Here is a 16,639-nt window from a genome sequence, read left to right as displayed (position 1 = left end):
GACCGATGAGTACAAGACACACCTACGCCGCCGCGGTGATCGCCGCGGCGGCGGTACTCACCGGCGCGCTGGGGCTCGTGGCGGGCGGCAGTCCGCCCGCCAGGGCGGCGTCCGGCGCGGTCGTACTCGACGAAGGACCGGTCGACCTCACACCCCGGCTGGTGGACGGTGAACTCCAGCTCCAGCTTGACGACCGGACGACCGGCACCGAGGTGGTCCGCGAGCCCTCCGAGGTCGTCTGGCACGTCGTGCCCGAGGCGAAGTCGTTCGTCGAGGGCCCGCTCCAGGGGCCGTTGGGCAGTCTGATGGACGCCTGGTACCTCAACGGCTGGGAGGCGGACCAGATCTTCGCCCTCGAACCCGGCTGGAACGGCACGGAGGCCGGGGCCGACACCGAGGTGACGCTCACCGGCTTCGAGGGCCCGGGTGGCTTCGCCCTCTACGACTGGCTGGAGGACGACTCCTACAACGACATCCCGCCGGACGTCCACCTCGCCTCCGATCCCACCGCGAACTCCTACAAGCTGGGCAAGGACACCGAACACGCCGTCCCCACCTGGGGGTTCGGCGCCGAAGGCGTCTACCGACTGACCCTCACGGCAAGTACGACCCTCGCCGACGGCACCGTCTCCAACGACACCGAGACCCTCGCGGTCGCGGTCGGGAACACCGACCCGACGGCCGTCCTGCCCGGCGACGGATCGACGCCGACCCCGACGCCGACCCCGACGCCGACGCCGACGCCGACGCCGCCGAGCAGCCCGCCCCCGACGCAGCCCGTCACCCCCACCCCGACCGCCACCGGATCCGGCGCCCACGTCATCGACGACGGGCACCTGGACCTCGCCGCCCGGCCCGTCGACGGCGGACTGCGGTTCCAGATCAAGGAGGGCACGGCGTACGACTACCAGTGGTACGAGCCCGACGAGGTCGTGCTGCATGTCGTCCCGGCCGCGAAGAAGAAGATCACGAGCGACACGGCCTTCCTCGGCGCCGAGGGCGACCCGGTCTGGTGGCTGCCGCTCGCCCAGGTCTCAGGCATCCTCTGGCCGGGCTGGAGCACCGAGGAGTGGGAACCGGCCGCACTCGACGGCAAGGTCACCTACCAGGTGGACTCGTTGCAGGGCCCGGGCACCATGGCCGTGTTCTCGAGCGGCTCGCTCAGCGGCTGGGACCTCTGGATCAACAGCGGCGACGGCCTGCCCGACAGCTTCGTGCACAGCGTCGACGCACACTCCCACTCGTACTGGGCCTTCACCCAAGAGGGCGTCTACCGCACCGAGTTCACCGTGAGCGCCACTCTGGCCGACGGGACGCAGGTCAGTGACACGGAGACCATCGCGTGGGTCGTGGGGGATGACGTCGACCCGTCGACGGTCCAGCCCGGGGCGGGGGACGAGGACACGGCGACACCGACGGCCAGTGCGCCCGGCTCCGACGCCCCCACCCCGTCGGCGAGTTCAGGCCCGGGCGCGAGCCCGGAGGCACCCGCCTCACCGTCGGAGTCCACGCCTGCAGTCGGCCCGAACGACGGTACGTCCACCACGGTCACCGGCGCCCTCGCCTCCACCGGCTCCGGTGTCCTCGCACCGCTCGGCGCGTCCGTTGCCGCGCTGATCGTCGGAGGCGGCGCCGTGTGGGCCGTACGGAGAAAGCGAGCTCAGCAGTGAGAAGGAGCCCGGAGTTGAGAAGGCGTACGCGAAGCGCCGTCGGCGTGGCTCTCGCCGGAGCTCTTCTCGCCGGATGCGCGGGGTCCCGAACGGGCTCCGGCACCGGCGAGTTGAAGGTCTCGACGACCACCGCGATCATCGCCGACCTGGTCCGCCAGGTCGGCGGTGACCGTGTCGACGTCACCTCGATCGTGCCGCAGCACGGCGACCCGCACTCCTACGAACCGAGCCCCGGCGACGCGGCGACGGTCGCGCGGGCCGACCTGGTCTTCAGCAACGGCCTGCTGCTCGAAGAGCCCGGGATCACCAAGATGGTCCACAGCAACGCCCGCGAGGACGCGCCCAAGGTCGAGATCAGCGAGAAGCTGGAGGAGTACGGCGGCACGGTCATCAAGCTGGAGGAGGACCTCGGGCTCGACGTGCTGTGGCTGGGCTGGGCGGTCGAAGGGGACCTCGGCGGCGCCGGCGCCCAAATGCGGATCCGCGCAACGGACTTGGAGGGGCCGGGCGACCTGCACGTCTATCTCACCGACACTCTCGGCAACCCCATCAGCTACGTCGACTCCACGGACGGCTTCGACGAGGACGACTCCTTCGAGCTGCCCGCCGAGGCGCACACCCACGTCAACTGGGCCTTCACCGAGCCGGGTACGTACCGGCTGACCGTCGAGGGCTCGGGCGCCGGGAGCGGCACGCTGACCTTCTCGGTCGGCGGCGCGGCCCCCGAGGACGGTGGGACGGTACTCGACGACGGGCACGCGGACGTCGCCTTCGACGCGGAACAGCACAAGGTGTCCGTACGCTCCGACGATCCCGCCACCGGGAAGCGGGCCTACCACGCCACCGACGACGTCACGCTCAACGTGCCGGACCGGGCGAAGGAGGAAGTGCCCGAGGAGGGCGCGTACGGCTTCCTGGGCGCGCCCGGCGCCGACCTGTGGGTGTTGCCGCAGGCCGTCATCGGCAAGCACGTGCACGGCGACCTGGACCCGCACGCGTGGGAGGACGTCGCCAACGCGGAGGCGTATGTGCGGCGCATCGAGGCCGAGTTGACCGCGGCGGACCCGGCAGGGAAGGCGGCGTACGAGAAGAACGCCGCCGCCTATCTCAAGACGCTCGGCGCGCTCGACCAGGAGGTCGCGGACACCCTCGCGACGATCCCGAAGCAGAACCGCAAGCTCATCACCACACACGACGCCTTCGGCTATCTCGCGAAGGCCTACGGCATGGAGGTCGCGGGCTTCGTCGTCCCCGTGCCGAACCAGGAGCCGAGCGCCGCCGAGGTCGAGGAACTCGGCAACACCATCCGGGAGAAGAACGTCCCGGCGGTCTTCCTCGAACCGAACCTCGCCGCCCGTGCCGACGTGCTGCGCAGGGTCGCCGAGGACGAGGACGTGCGCGTCTGCACGATCTACGGCGACTCGTTCGACGACAAGGTCCACGACTACGTGGCGATGATGCGGCACAACGCGACCGAGCTCGCGAAGTGCCTACAGGGAGGGGCGAGTTGATGCGGGGCAGGGTTTGCACGGTGGTGGCGCTGGCCGCCACGCTGGCGGTCGGCGGGAGTGTCGCCCTCGCGGCGGACGGCGACCAGGTGCCGGTGGTGAAGGTGGACGACACCCACCGGGTGGTCGTGTCCCAGGGCGGCGCGGACTTCGCGGGTTCCCGGGTGTGGGAGGTGACGGCGGACGAGACCGGCTGGGGCCGGGACGGCTGGTCACTGAGCGGAGCCGAAGGGCCGGGGAAGGTCACCTCCGAAGGCCAACAGGGCGACGCCCGTTGGGTGTTCGCGACCGCGGGGGCCTACGAACTGCTCTTCCGTACGGGCGAGGCGACCGAGGCGCGGTATCAGGTGCTCGTCGGAAACGCCGTCATCGCGGAGGCGGAAGAGGGCGCGGAGGAGCCGGAGAAGGAGCCGGACACGGCGGCTTCGCTCGCGCCTCCGGCAGCCGCCGGGACTCCCGTCACCAAGGTGACCGAGACGCCAGCCCTCTCGGCCTTCGCCGCCCAGAACGCCCAGAACGCCCAGCAGGTCACCCAACTCGCTGCCCAGGAAGCCCAGTTTGCCGCCGAGGACGACGTACCGGTCGTCTCCACCCGGACAACCCTGGACGAGGGGCACATCGACATCGCCGCCCGCGTCGTGGGCGGGAAGATGCAGATCCACGTCAAGGACGGAACCGTCGCCGGGAAGACCACCTGGCGCGAACCCTCGTCCCTCGTGCTGCACGTCAAGCCGGCCGCCGAGAAGACCATCCCGGACAACGACGACTTCGCGTTCCTCGGCAAGGCGGGCGACCCGGTGTGGCTGCTCGACCAGATACAGCAGGACGGCCTGCTGTGGCCCGGCTGGTCGACCGAGAACATCGCGTCGGGGGCCGCCAAGGGCGAGGTGAAGTTCTCGCTCGACAAGGCCGATGGGCCGGGCAACTTCGCGCTCTACACGTACGACGGGCTGTCCGGCGCCGACGTGCTCTTCAACAGCGCGGACGGCGTGCCGGACTCCTTCGACGTCGCCCAGAACACGCACGCGCACGGCGGCTGGGCCTTCCAGAAGGAGGGAACGTACCGGCTGACGCTCACGATGTCCGGGCAGTTGGCGGACGGGACGAAGGTGAGCGACACGGAGACGCTGGCCTTCGTGGTCGGGGACGACACGGATCCCTCGGAGGTGAGCGGCGGGGAGGATGCCCCCTCCGGCACGGCCGGAGACTCCGGGAGTTCACAGACGTCCGACGACAGCACCACCGCGAGTGCCGAGCCTTCCGGCTCCATGGCCCACACCGGCGCGGACAGCCCAGCCCTGCTCGGTTCCGTGGCCGCAGGTCTCGCGCTGGCCGGCGCGGGTGCCATCTGGGCCGTACGTCGCCGCCGCAGGGGTGAGGAGGCATGAGCGGCACCCTGCTCACCGTCGACTCGGCGTCCGTCGTCCTGGGCGGGCGCCCGGCCCTGCGGGAGGCGTCGCTGAGCGTCGACGAGGGCGAGCTGGTGGGACTCATCGGGCCCAACGGGGCCGGAAAGACGACCCTGTTGAGGGCGGTCCTCGGGCTCGTCCCCCTCGCCTCGGGTGCCGTGCGCGCCGAGTCGTCGCCCATCGGGTACGTGCCCCAACGCCACGAGTTCGCCTGGGACTTCCCCATCGATGTCGCGGGGACGGTGCTGACCGGACGTACCCGGTCGATCGGCTGGCTACGGATGCCGCGCGCCGCCGACCGTGCGGCCGCCGACCGGGCACTGGAACTGACCGGGCTCACCGCGCTGCGCCGCAGGCCCATCGGCGAGCTGTCGGGCGGGCAGCGCCAGCGCGTGCTCGTGGCGCGCGCACTCGCCGCCGAACCCGAACTCCTGTTGCTGGACGAGCCGTTCACCGGAGTCGACGTACCCACCCAGCACCTGCTCAACGACCTCTTCGGACAACTCACCCGCGAACAGGGCAAGGCGCTGCTGATGACGACCCACGACCTGGCGGCCGCCGCCCGCACCTGTGACCGAGTGGTGCTGATCAACGGGACGGTCGTCGCGGAGGGCGGCCCGGAACTGCTCGCGGACCCGGAGCAGATGCTGCGGGCGTTCGGCCTCGACCGTGCGATGGGACCGACGGGGGCCAGGGCATGATCGACTTTCTGCTCGACCCCTGGGAACTCCCCTTCATGCAGCGGGCGTTCACCGTCGCGGCCGTCGTCGGGCTGGTCTGCGGGGTCGTCGGGGTGTACGTCGTGCTGCGCGGGATGGCGTTCATCGGGGACGCGGTGGCCCACTCGGCGTTCCCGGGAGTGGCGCTGGCCTACACCTTCGAGGGGAACCTGCTGATCGGCGGGGCTGCCGCCGGGATCACCACCGCCGTACTGATCGCCTTCGTGTCGCAGAACCGGCGGCTGAAGGAGGACACCGTCATCGGGGTGTTCTTCGCCTTCGCGTTCGGGCTCGGGATCGTGCTCGTGTCGACGCGCGACAGCTGGACGACCGACCTGTCGTCGTTCCTGTTCGGGCAGGTGCTCGCGGTGTCGGCGTCCGACGTGTGGACGGTGGCGGGGATCGGCGCGGTGCTGGTCGTCGTCGTCCTCGCGCTCCGCAAGGAACTGGTGGCCGTCAGCCTGGACCGGGAGACCGCCCGCGCGGCCGGCCTGCCGGTCTTCCGCCTCGACCTGACGCTGTACGTCGTCGTCACCGCGACGATCGTGATGTCACTGGAGGCCGTCGGCAACGTACTCGTCCTGGCACTGCTCATCACGCCCGCGGCGACGGCCCGGATGCTGACGGACCGGCTGTGGGCGATGACCGTGCTCGCGTCCGGGATCGGCTGCGCGGGCAGTCTGGCCGGGCTCTATGTGTCGTACGCCTATGACCTCGCGGCCGGTGGTTCGGTGGTCGTCGTACTGACCGGCGTCTTTATCGTCACCTGGTGTCTGGCGCCGCGGCACGGGCTGCTGACGCGGGCCCTGCGGCAGCGGGTCACTCCGGCAGCAGGTGCCCCCGCCGCGACAACAGGAACTTCTTGAAGGCCGCGACAGGCGGAGTGTCCGGGTGACCGTCGAGCCAGGCGACACCGATCTCGCGCACCGCGCGCGGGGCGGTGACCGTCAGCTCGACAACTCCCGGGCGGGCGAAGGCCGGTGGCGGGAGGAGGGCCACTCCGAGGCCGGCGGCGACGAGACCCCGTAGCGTCTCCGCCTCCTCGCCTTCGAAGGCGACCCTCGGCTTGAAGCCCGCCTCCCGGCAGACGGCGTCGGTGATACGGCGCAGCCCGTAACCCGGTTCCAGGGTCACGAAGGTCTCGTCGGCGGCCTCGGCGAGGCGGATGCGTCTGCGACCGGCGAGGCGGTGGTCGGCGGGGACGACCAGCCGGAGCTTCTGCTCGTCGAGGCGGCGGCCCACCAGGTCGGGGGCGTCCGGCACGGGTGAGGTGAGACACAGGTCCAGCTCTCCGGAGCGCAGCCGTTCCAACATCGCCTCGCCGTAGGTCTGGACGAGGCTGAAGCGGACGCGGGGATGATCGGCGCGGAAGGCGCGGATGAGCTCGGGGACCGTTTCCGACCCCATGGTGTGCAGGAAGCCGAAGGCGACCTTGCCGGTGGCGGGGTCGGCGTCCGCGCGCACCTCCTCGGCGGCGCGTTCGATCTCGGCGAGGGCGCGTTCGACGGAGCCGAGGAACGTACGGCCGGCCGGCGTGAGCGAGACCGTCCGTCCCCTTCTCGCGAACAGCTCGACGCCCAGGTCCTGTTCGAGCCGCACCATGGCCCGCGACAAAGTCGACTGCGGCACCCCCATCTCCTGCGCGGCCCGCGTGACGTGCTCGGTGCGGGCCACTCCGGCGAAGTGCGCGAGGCGCGGGGCGAGGAGTCTCGACATTTCCGCGCTGTCTTGTGTGTCACTGGACGGTGACAGGTGCGCTTCCGACCTCGACTCATGCATCACAGGAACGATTATGGCGTTTCCGTGCATTGGACGGATGAGTAGCGGGTCTTTAGCTTTGAAGTATGCCTTCTGCCAGTACCGGGGCGTCCACCACCGTGGACGCCTCGACCACCGCCTCAGCTCCCGCGACTTCCGCCTCCACCGTGTCGGCCGACTCCCGGATGGCCCCGGGCGGGCCCGGCTACCGCCGGATGAGCCTGGCCCTCTTCCTCGCGGGCGTCGCGACCTTCGCGCTCCTCTACTCCACGCAGGCACTCCTCCCCCTCATCTCGCACGACTTCGCCGTCAGCGCGAGTGACGCGAGCTGGACGGTGTCGGCCGCGACGGGCGCTCTGGCGCTGTTCGTGCTGCCCATGAGCGCCCTGTCGGAGCGGTTCGGACGGCGTACGTTGATGACGGCGTCGCTGGTGGTGGCCGTGACGGTCGGCCTACTGGTCCCCTTCGCTCCGTCGATCGGCGCGCTGATCGCGTTGCGCGCCGTACAGGGAGCTGCGCTCGCGGGGCTCCCTGCCTCGGCGACGGCCTATCTGGCCGAGGAGGTCCGGCCGAAGGCGCTGATCACCGCGATCGGTCTTTTCGTCGCGGGCAACAGCGTCGGCGGCATGAGCGGGCGGGTCGTCACCGGCTGGGTCGCGCAGGAGTGGGGCTGGCGCGTCGCCGTCGGTGTGATCGGCCTGATCGCGGTGGCGTGCGCGGTCGCTTTCCGGCTGCTGCTGCCCGCCCCCCGGCACTTCACGGCCGGGTCGCTGCGGCCGCGGATCCTGGCCCGCACGGTCCGCGACCACCTCTCGAACCCGCTGCTGTGCCGGCTGTACGCGATCGGCGCGCTCTTCATGACGGTGTTCGGCGGGGTGTACACGGTGATCGGCTACCGCCTCACCGAGGCGCCCTTCTCCCTCCCCCAGGGCATCATCGGCTCGATCTTCCTGGTGTATCTGGTGGGCACGGTGTCGGCGTCGACGGCGGGGAAGCTGGTCGCCCGGCTTGGCCGGCGCGGCTCCCTGTATCTGGCGGGCGGCACGACGACCGCGGGTCTGCTGTTGTCCCTGGCCGACTCGCTGCCGTTCATCCTGCTCGGTCTTGTGCTGATCACCGCGGGGTTCTTCGCGGGGCACGCGGTGGCGTCGTCGTCGGTCAGCAACACCGCCACACGGGGGCGGGCGCAGGCCTCCGCCCTGTACCAGTCCGCGTACTACGTCGGCTCCAGCGTGGGCAGCACGCTGGGCGCCGTCGCCTTCCACGCGGGTGGCTGGGCGGGGACGGTGACCCTCGGCCTGCTCGCCGTGTTCGGCGTCGTCGCGATCACGGTGCTGGGTTCGCACGCGGCGCGGGTCCAGGCCCGACGGGGGCCGGTGCTGGCGCACTGAGCGCGGAAGGGGCGAACAAAACCACCCACCCCCTGACCTGCGCCTTTCCCCACTCCCCAGGCCATTGTCAGTGGGCTGCGGTAGCTTCCGAAGTACGTCGCGAAGGCGCGGCGGAAACGGCCACAGGGGTGGGTTGGCTATGAGCGAAGGCACGGCGACGACGACAGACCTGGACGTCCGGCTGGAGAAACACCGGGTCGAGCTGACCGGGTACTGCTACCGGATGCTCGGCTCCTCCTTCGAGGCCGAGGACGCGGTGCAGGACACGATGGTCCGCGCCTGGCGCAGTTACGACAAGTTCGAGGGCCGCTCCTCGATGCGTTCCTGGCTGTACCGGATCGCGACGAACGTATGCCTGGACATGCTGAACGCGGGCAACAAGAGGGCGCGTCCCATGGATCTGACGGCACCCTCACCGCTGGCCCAGGCCGCGCTCAACCCACGCCCGGACCACACGTGGCTGGAGCCGATGCCGACCGCCCGCGTCCTGCCCGAGGTCGTCGACCCGGCCGAGGCCGCGGTGGCGAAGGAGTCGGTGCGGCTCGCCTTCATGGCCGCCCTGCAGCAGCTGCCTCCCAAGCAGCGCGCGGTGCTGATCCTGCGCGAGGTCCTCGCCTGGAAGGCGAGCGAGGTCGCCGAGCTGCTCGGCACGACGGTCGCCTCGGTCAACAGCGCGCTCCAGCGGGCCCGCGCGACCCTCGCGGAGAGCGACGGAGCCGGTGCGGACGCCGCCACCTCCGACCCGCTCGACGAGGAGCAGCAGAAGCTCCTGGAGCGCTATGTCGCCGCCTTCGAGGGGTACGACATGACGGCGCTGACGGCGCTGCTCCACGAGGACGCGATCATGACGATGCCGCCGTTCGACCTGTGGCTGGTCGGCACGGAGGACATCACCGGCTTCATGACGACGCTGGGCGCCGGCTGCGCGAACTCCCGCCTGGTGCCGGTGGAGGTCAACGGCCTCCCGGGCTTCGCCCACTACAAGCCGGATGCGGAGCAGGGCGGCTTCTCGCCCTGGGCCGTGCAGGTGCTGGAGATCTCAAAGGGCCGGATCACGGGGTTCCACTGCTTCCTGGACACCGCCCGCTGGTTCCCGCTCTTCGGCCTGCCCCTCCGGCTCGAAGCTCCCGAAGGGAGTCCTGGGGTCCAGGGCGTCCGAGGGGTTCAGGGCGTCCACGGAGTCGAAGCGGAGTCCGACCAGGTCGAGTAGCGCGCGCAGGGCAGGGGACGGGTTCCGCAGGCGTATCCGTCCCCCCGCCCGCCGCGCGGCGAGCTGCAGCCTGGCCAGGACGTCCACGGTGCCAAGGCCTGGCGGCCCGAGCCCCGCGACATCGCACTCCACGACCCCGCTGCCCGATGTCTCCAGCCGCGCCCGCACGTCATCACAGAGCCGGGGCACGTCGTCACGGGTGACGGGGCCGGGCAGCATGAGTACGGCGGGTGTCGTGGCATCCACACCCAGTAGACCGGCGGGGGACGCGAAACTCATCGGCAGGGCGCGCCCTGCCGCTACTCGGCGGGAAACTCGCCCGTGTCGATGACCAGGTCGAAGGGCGCGGGCAGCTTGATGGCTTCGCCGAACTTGGCGGTGCTGAGTGGACGGTAGACGTCGCCCTTCGGTTCTCCGTAGAGCGTCGCGGTGGGACCTTCGGGCGCCCAGCGGTCGACGAGGAGGTAGAGGGGGATGCCCGCGGTGGCGTAGGCGGCCGGTTTGCTGATGCGGTCGTGCCGGGCGTTGGACTTGGAGGTCACCTCGACGACGAGCTTGGCCAGGGCGGCCGGGATGTGACTGTCCGCCTCCGTGTGCTCCCGCGCGGGAGCCACCACGATGTCCGGAATGAGCATGCCCAGACGCGAGGGCACAGCGATGGCCAGAGTCTGGAAGACGCCCCAGTCCTCGGGGATCACGGAGTAGAGGCGGCGCTGGATTCGTTCCGTGATGAAGTTGTGGTGGTACGCGGGAGCAGGTGACACGGTGATGATCCCCTCAACGATCTCCACCTTGCTGCCCTCAGGCCATTCCATCTCCTCCCAGAACCGGACGAGGTCGTCCCAGCTCTGCTCGGGGTCCTGGCTGACGGTGAGTGCGCCCACGGCGGTCTCCTATCGGTCGTCACCGATCCCAGCATGCCGAACGGGACCGGCGTAGGTCCACCGATCCCGTTCACCCGTATGAGGAAGGCGCAGGTCAGGCGATACGTTCCAGCACCACCGGGGCGGCCTTGAAATCGGTGCCCGCCGCAGCGATGTCGTAGGAGCCCTCGACCGACCGGAGTGCGTACTCGAAGCGCTCCGGGGTGTCCGTGTGGAGGGTGAGGAGGGGCTGGCCCGCGGTCACGGTGTCGCCGGGCTTGGCGTGGAGTTCGACGCCTGCTCCCGCCTGCACCGGGTCCTCCTTGCGGGCGCGTCCGGCACCCAGGCGCCAGGCGGCGATGCCGATGTCGTACGCGTCGAGACGGGTGAGCACGCCCGATTCGGGCGCCGTGACGACGTGCTGCTCGCGTGCGACGGGCAGCGCGGCGTCCGGGTCCCCGCCCTGCGCGGCGATCATGCGGCGCCAGACGTCCATCGCGGAGCCGTCGGCCAGCGCCTTCGCCGGGTCGGCGTCCTTCACGCCCGCCGCGTCGAGCATCTCGCGGGCCAGCGCGAGGGTGAGGTCGACGACGTCCGAGGGGCCACCGCCCGCCAACACCTCGACGGATTCCCGTACTTCGAGCGCGTTGCCCGCCGTCAGACCCAGCGGCGTCGACATGTCCGTGAGGAGGGCGACCGTCTTCACTCCGTGGTCCGTGCCCAGGCCGACCATCGTGGAGGCGAGTTCACGCGCGTCCTCGATCGTCTTCATGAAGGCGCCGGTGCCGACCTTGACGTCCAGGACCAGGGAGCCCGTCCCCTCGGCGATCTTCTTCGACATGATGGACGAGGCGATCAGGGGGATCGCCTCCACCGTGCCGGTGACATCGCGCAGCGCGTACAGCTTCTTGTCGGCGGGGGCGAGACCGTCACCCGCGGCGCAGATCACCGCGCCGACGCCGTCCAGTACGGAGAGCATCTCCTCGTTGGAAAGCAGCGCGCGCCAGCCGAGGATCGACTCCAGCTTGTCGAGGGTGCCGCCGGTGTGGCCGAGGCCCCGGCCCGAGAGCTGTGGGACCGCCGCGCCGCAGGCCGCCACCAGCGGGGCCAGCGGGAGCGTGATCTTGTCGCCGACGCCGCCCGTGGAGTGCTTGTCGGCGGTCGGGCGGGACAGCGACGAGAAGTCCATGCGCTCGCCGGAGGCGATCATCGCGGCGGTCCAGCGGGCGATCTCCCGGCGGTCCATGCCGTTGAGCAGGATCGCCATGTTGAGGGCGGCCATCTGGTAGTCGGCCACCTCGCCGCGGGTGTAGGCGTCGATGACCCAGTCGATCTGCTCGTCGCTGAGCTCACCGCGGTCCCGCTTGGTGCGGATGACGGAGACGGCGTCCATCGACAACACAGCCATGGCTTTCCTTCCGAAAGGTGAGCGGCCCCACCCGGTGACCAGTCGGTCGATCAGGGGGGCCGCACGGAGTTACTTGTTGAGATACTCCGGCCCGAAGGCCTGCGGCAGCATCTCGGAGAGCGGCAGGATCCCGGCGGGGGTCTCCAGGAGCAGACCCGGCCCGCCGAACTCGTGCAGCAGCTGACGGCAGCGCCCGCACGGGACGAGGATGTCGCCCCGTCCGTCGACGCAGGTGAAGTGCGTCAGCCGGCCGCCGCCGGTGTTCTGCAGCTCGGAGACCAGACCGCACTCGGCGCACAGCCCGACACCGTACGAGGCGTTCTCGACGTTGCAGCCGGAGATGATCCGGCCGTCGTCCACGAGGGCGGCGACACCGACCGGGTAACCCGAGTACGGGGCGTACGCACGGGACATGGCCGCACGGGCCACCTCCCGCAGCGCATCCCAGTCCACGGCGGCCGAACCCTCGACGGCAGCGGAACCCTCGTCGGCGGAGGTCACTTGCCCTGCCCCTTCCGGTACGGCAGACCGTCCGCCTTCGGCATCCGCAGGCGCTGCGCCGACAGCGCGAGGACGAGCAGCGTGATGACGTACGGCGTGGCGGAGACGACCTGGTTCGGGACCTCGTTGGTGAGGGCGTACCAGAGGAACACCAGGACGCCGACGACCAGGGTGATCACCGCGGGCAGGTACTTCTTCCTGATCACGAGCCAGACCGCGCCGAGGAGCAGCAGGATGGCGGCCAGCAGCAGCAGCGCGTGGACGTTCTCGGAGCCGCCGCGCAGGTTGAGGCTGTCGGTGTAGCCGAACAGGCCCGCGCCGATGGCGAGTCCGCCCGGCATCCAGTTGCCGAAGATCATCGCGGCGAGACCGATGTAACCGCGTCCGCTGGTCTGGCCCTCCAGGTAGAAGGGGTTGGCCACGATGGCGAGGAAGACGCCGCCGAGGCCGGCCAGACCGCCGGAGATGATCACGGCGATGTACTTGTACTTGTAGACGTTGACGCCGAGGGACTCGGCCGCGATCGGGTTCTCGCCGCAGGAGCGCAGGCGCAGGCCGAAGGGGGTGCGCCAGAGGATCCACCAGGTGGCGGGGATCAGCGCGATGGCGATCAGGGTCAGCCAGGACACATCGGTGACGAGCCCGCCGAGCAGGCCCGCGATGTCCGAGAGGAAGAACCAGCCCTTCTCGTTGAGCGTGCTGAGCCCGTCGGAGAGTCCTGGCACCGTGAAGTTGCCGAGTGAGTCGACCGGCGGGGACTGCTTGGCCGAGCCGCCCTGGACGCCCTCGAAGGCGAGCGGGGCGAGGTAGCGGGTGGCGCCGAGGGCGAGGATGTTGATGGCCACACCGGAGACGATGTGGTTGACGTTGAAGGTGATCGTGACGATCGCGTGCAGCAGACCGCCGATGCAGCCGCCGATGATGCCGACGAGGACGCCGGTCCACGGGCCCCACTGGTAGCCGGCCCAGGCACCGAACCAGGTGCCGAGGATCATCATGCCTTCGAGGCCGATGTTGACGACGCCCGCGCGCTCGGCCCACAGACCGCCGAGACCGGCGAGGCCGATCGGGACGGCCAGTTGGAGCGCGGTGGACATCTGGCTGACGTTGGTGATGCCGTCGGCGCCGGTGATGATGCGGACGATCGAGGTCAGCGCCAGGCCGCCCGCGATGACCAGCAGGAGGACGGGGAGCGACAGCCGGCGGCCGCTGGGGGGCGCGGTCTCCAGCGAGGGCTGGTTGACGTCGGTTGCGGTGGTCATCGGCCCGCCACCTCCTTCTGGGTGTTGTTGTCGGAGGAGGCGCCGAGGACGTGGCCCGCGGCCAGTTCCGCGCCGACGCGACGCTGCTGGCGGCGCAGCCCCCACTCGCGTACGGCCTCGTAGCTGACGACGACCGAGAGCACGATCAGGCCCTGCATGATGACCGCGATCTCCTTGTCGTAGCCGTTGTAGTCGAGCTCGGGCGACGCCTTGTCCAGCCAGGCCCACAGCAGGGCCGCGAAGGCGATGCCGGTCGGGCTGTTGCGGCCGAGGAGGGCGATGCCGATGCCCAGGAAACCGATGCCCGTCGGGAAGTTCAGGCTGTACGTGTGCGAGTCGCCGAGCAGGATCGGCAGGCCCGCGAGGCCGGCCAGGCCGCCGGAGACCAGCATGGCGGTGAGCACCATGCGCTTGGGGTTCACCCCGCTGGCCGCGGCGGCGGTCTCCGAGGCGCCCGAGGCGCGCAGGTCGAAGCCGAAGCGGGTCCGGTTGAGGACGACCCAGTAGCCGATGCCGAGCAGCGCCGCGAGGACGACGAGGCCGTAGATCTCACCGGCGTCACCCATGTCGAAGCCGGGCACCCAGCCGGACTTGTCCATCTCGCCGGTGGTGTTGTTGTTGCCGACCTTGACGCCGAAGACGCTGGGCAGCCACAGGTAGGCGATGAGGGAGGTCGCGATCGCGTTGAGCATGATCGTCGCGACGACCTCGCTGACCCCGCGGGTGACCTTGAGGACACCCGCGATGCCGGACCAGAACGCGCCGGTACAGACCGCGGTCAGGATCAGCAGCGGGACCTGGAGGACGGCCGGCAGGGCGACATGGGCGCCGACGACCGCGGCCATCATGGCGGCGAGCTGGTACTGACCGTCCACGCCGATGTTGAACAGGTTCATCCGGAAGCCGATGGCCACCGCGAGCGCCGCGATGTAGTACATCGAGGCCTGGTTGATGATCAGGACCTGGATGTCGGAGTACCCGGCCTGCTCGAACATGAGCGTGTACGGCTCGATCGGGTTCTTCCCCGAGGCGATCAGCACGACCGAGGTCAGCGCCACGGCCACGACGAGCGCGATGACCGGTCCGGCCACCGCGAGGAGCAGGCGCTCCTTGTCGAACTTCTTCATCAGCGGGCCTCGTCTTCCGGGGCGTCCGGGGTGTCTGCCGTGGTCTCGGCCTGCTCTGGCTCGACTTGCTCAGCCTGCTCGGCCTGCTCTTCGAGCTCCACCCGCTCGGCGAGCTCCTCGTTCTCCAGGTGTCCGGTGGCGGCGCCGGTCATGGCCGTGCCGAGCTCCTCCGGGGTGATGGTGGCCGGGTTGGCGTCCGCGACCAGCTTGCCGTTGTAGATCACCCGCAGGGTGTCGGACAGCCCGATCAGCTCATCCAGGTCCGCGGAGATCAGCAGTACGGCGAGTCCCTCGCGGCGGGCCTCCCGGATCTGGTCCCAGATCTGGGCCTGCGCGCCGACGTCCACACCGCGGGTGGGGTGGGCCGCGATCAGGAAGCGCGGCTTGGCGCTCATCTCCCGGCCGACGATCAGCTTCTGCTGGTTGCCGCCGGAGAGGGAGGCCGCGGTGACGTCGATACCGGGCGTGCGGACGTCGTACTCCTCGACGATCCGGCGGGTGTCCGCCTGGGCGCCCTTGATGTCGAGCCAGATACCCCGGCCACCGCGGGTGTTGGGTTTCTCGGTGACGTGGCCGAGGATGCGGTTCTCCCAGAGGGGGGACTCCAGGAGCAGGCCGTGGCGGTGCCGGTCCTCGGGGATGTAGCCGATGCCCTGCTCGCGGCGCTTGCGGGTGGCCCAGGAGGTGATCTCCTCCTCGGCCAGCGTGATGGTGCCGGAGTCGGCGGCCTTGAGTCCGATCAGCGCGTCGATCAGCTCGGTCTGGCCGTTGCCCTCGACACCGGCGAGGCCGAGGACCTCGCCCGCGTGGATGGTGAAGGTGATGTCGTCGAGGAGGGCCTTGCCGCCGGGGGCGACCAGGCGCAGGTCACTGACGGTCAGGACCGGCCGGTCGGTGACCGTGGACTCGGCGGTCTCCGGGGTCGGCAGCTCGCTGCCCACCATCAGTTCGGCGAGCTGGCGCGAGGTGGTCTCGGACGGGACGGCGGTGCCGACCGTCGTGCCGCGGCGGATGACCGTGATGTCGTCGGCGACGGAGAGGACCTCGCCCAGCTTGTGCGAGATGAAGATGACCGACAGGCCCTCGGACTTGAGCTCGCGCAGGTTGGCGAAGAGCCCCTCGACCTCCTGCGGGACGAGGACCGCGGTGGGCTCGTCCAGGATCAGGATGCGGGCGCCGCGGTAGAGGACCTTGAGGATCTCCACGCGCTGCCGGTCGGCGACACCGAGTTCCTCGACCAGGACGTCGGGGCGCACATCGAGGCCGTACCGCTGGGAGAGGTCCAGGATCTTGCGGCGGGCCTTGCCTCCGATGCCGTACAGCTTCTCGCTGCCCAGGACGACGTTCTCCAGGACGGTGAGGTTGTCGGCGAGCATGAAGTGCTGGTGGACCATGCCGATGCCGCGCGCGATGGCGTCGGCGGGCGAGGAGAAGGTGACCGGCTCGCCTTCGACGGCGATGGTGCCCTCGTCCGGCTTCTGCATGCCGTAGAGGATCTTCATCAGCGTCGACTTGCCGGCGCCGTTCTCACCGACGAGGGCGTGGACCGTGCCCTTGCGGACGCTGAGGTGGATGTCGTGGTTGGCCACGACGCCGGGGAACCGCTTGGTGATTCCGGCGAGTTCGACTGCGGTCACCTGACCGTTGACCGCGCCGGCCGGAGGGCTGCTGGACGCGTTGATGGCGCATCTCCTGAGGGAAAGGGGGTCGTCTACGCGCGTAGCGCCCCTACGGCAACTTAAGGGGCGGCGCGCCGCGAGAACGGGATACGGAGAGCCAGACTCCCCGTACCCCGTTGAGCGGACGTAACCCC

General features: G+C 70.3%; 14 protein-coding genes and 1 pseudogene. 7 read left to right on the top strand and 8 right to left on the bottom strand.

Annotated features, from left to right (window positions below; all coding sequences use genetic code 11):
- The first annotated feature begins 5 nt into the window (after window positions 1-5).
- The 5 genes from ACFYPC_RS21855 to ACFYPC_RS21835 are packed head-to-tail and all read left to right on the top strand — an operon-like array spanning window position 6 to window position 6,172.
- The gene (locus ACFYPC_RS21855) at window positions 6-1,670 is read left to right on the top strand and encodes a choice-of-anchor M domain-containing protein (protein ID WP_388678626.1); all 1,665 of its coding nucleotides are present in this window, start codon (window positions 6-8) and stop codon (window positions 1,668-1,670) included.
- A gap of 14 nt (window positions 1,671-1,684) precedes the next feature.
- Window positions 1,685-3,181: an anchored repeat ABC transporter, substrate-binding protein gene (locus ACFYPC_RS21850; RefSeq protein WP_388678623.1), complete on the top strand. Its 1,497-nt coding sequence runs from the start codon at window positions 1,685-1,687 to the stop codon at window positions 3,179-3,181.
- Window positions 3,181-4,566 carry a TIGR03773 family transporter-associated surface protein gene (locus ACFYPC_RS21845; protein WP_388678620.1) on the top strand — a complete coding sequence of 462 codons (1,386 nt, stop codon included), beginning with the start codon at window positions 3,181-3,183 and terminating at the stop codon, window positions 4,564-4,566. Before ACFYPC_RS21850 ends, ACFYPC_RS21845 begins: the two co-directional genes overlap by 1 nt.
- Window positions 4,563-5,288 (top strand): anchored repeat-type ABC transporter ATP-binding subunit, encoded by a 726-nt coding sequence (locus ACFYPC_RS21840; protein ID WP_388678617.1) that lies wholly within the window; start codon window positions 4,563-4,565, stop codon window positions 5,286-5,288. The genes ACFYPC_RS21845 and ACFYPC_RS21840 overlap by 4 nt, the downstream gene beginning before the upstream one ends.
- Entirely contained in the window at window positions 5,285-6,172 is an 888-nt protein-coding gene (locus ACFYPC_RS21835; protein WP_388678615.1) for an anchored repeat-type ABC transporter permease subunit, read from the top strand. Before ACFYPC_RS21840 ends, ACFYPC_RS21835 begins: the two co-directional genes overlap by 4 nt.
- On the opposite strand, the gene ACFYPC_RS21830 is transcribed toward ACFYPC_RS21835, so the two are convergent.
- Entirely contained in the window at window positions 6,126-7,115 is a 990-nt protein-coding gene (locus tag ACFYPC_RS21830) for a LysR substrate-binding domain-containing protein (protein ID WP_388678612.1), read from the bottom strand. The two genes, ACFYPC_RS21835 and ACFYPC_RS21830, sit on opposite strands and share 47 nt — an antisense overlap.
- A 35-nt stretch (window positions 7,116-7,150) precedes the next feature.
- On the opposite strand from ACFYPC_RS21830, the gene ACFYPC_RS21825 reads away from it, so the two are divergent.
- Window positions 7,151-8,455, top strand: a complete 1,305-nt coding sequence (locus ACFYPC_RS21825; RefSeq protein WP_388678609.1) for an MFS transporter — start codon at window positions 7,151-7,153, stop codon at window positions 8,453-8,455.
- Between the two features lie 139 nt (window positions 8,456-8,594).
- Complete coding sequence (locus ACFYPC_RS21820) at window positions 8,595-9,665, top strand: sigma-70 family RNA polymerase sigma factor (protein ID WP_388678606.1); 1,071 nt, start codon at window positions 8,595-8,597, stop codon at window positions 9,663-9,665.
- A 39-nt stretch (window positions 9,666-9,704) separates the two neighbouring features.
- Here ACFYPC_RS21820 and ACFYPC_RS21815 read toward each other — a convergent pair.
- From ACFYPC_RS21815 to ACFYPC_RS21785, 7 genes and pseudogenes are all read right to left on the bottom strand, one after another.
- Window positions 9,705-9,884: pseudogene (locus ACFYPC_RS21815) on the bottom strand (hypothetical protein); the annotation flags it as partial.
- Between the two features lie 80 nt (window positions 9,885-9,964).
- Window positions 9,965-10,549 carry a Uma2 family endonuclease gene (locus ACFYPC_RS21810; RefSeq protein ID WP_388678604.1) on the bottom strand — a complete coding sequence of 195 codons (585 nt, stop codon included), beginning with the start codon at window positions 10,547-10,549 and terminating at the stop codon, window positions 9,965-9,967.
- Between the two features lie 94 nt (window positions 10,550-10,643).
- Window positions 10,644-11,927, bottom strand: a complete 1,284-nt coding sequence (locus ACFYPC_RS21805) for a thymidine phosphorylase (protein ID WP_388678879.1) — start codon at window positions 11,925-11,927, stop codon at window positions 10,644-10,646.
- A 78-nt stretch (window positions 11,928-12,005) separates the two neighbouring features.
- Window positions 12,006-12,437, bottom strand: a complete 432-nt coding sequence (locus tag ACFYPC_RS21800; RefSeq protein ID WP_388678602.1) for a cytidine deaminase — start codon at window positions 12,435-12,437, stop codon at window positions 12,006-12,008.
- Complete coding sequence (locus ACFYPC_RS21795; RefSeq protein ID WP_388678600.1) at window positions 12,434-13,699, bottom strand: ABC transporter permease; 1,266 nt, start codon at window positions 13,697-13,699, stop codon at window positions 12,434-12,436. The genes ACFYPC_RS21800 and ACFYPC_RS21795 overlap by 4 nt, the downstream gene beginning before the upstream one ends.
- Window positions 13,696-14,826 (bottom strand): ABC transporter permease, encoded by a 1,131-nt coding sequence (locus tag ACFYPC_RS21790; protein ID WP_388678598.1) that lies wholly within the window; start codon window positions 14,824-14,826, stop codon window positions 13,696-13,698. The genes ACFYPC_RS21795 and ACFYPC_RS21790 overlap by 4 nt, the downstream gene beginning before the upstream one ends.
- Window positions 14,826-16,463, bottom strand: a complete 1,638-nt coding sequence (locus ACFYPC_RS21785; RefSeq protein WP_388678595.1) for an ABC transporter ATP-binding protein — start codon at window positions 16,461-16,463, stop codon at window positions 14,826-14,828. Before ACFYPC_RS21785 ends, ACFYPC_RS21790 begins: the two co-directional genes overlap by 1 nt.
- Window positions 16,464-16,639: the final 176 nt, after the last annotated feature.

Origin of the sequence: Streptomyces sp. NPDC005808 (genome assembly GCF_042871385.1) — a bacterium.
Classification (GTDB): domain Bacteria; phylum Actinomycetota; class Actinomycetes; order Streptomycetales; family Streptomycetaceae; genus Streptomyces.
The sequence above is the reverse complement of the archived record's forward strand: the minus strand, read 5'-3'. Positions and strand labels throughout refer to the sequence as shown.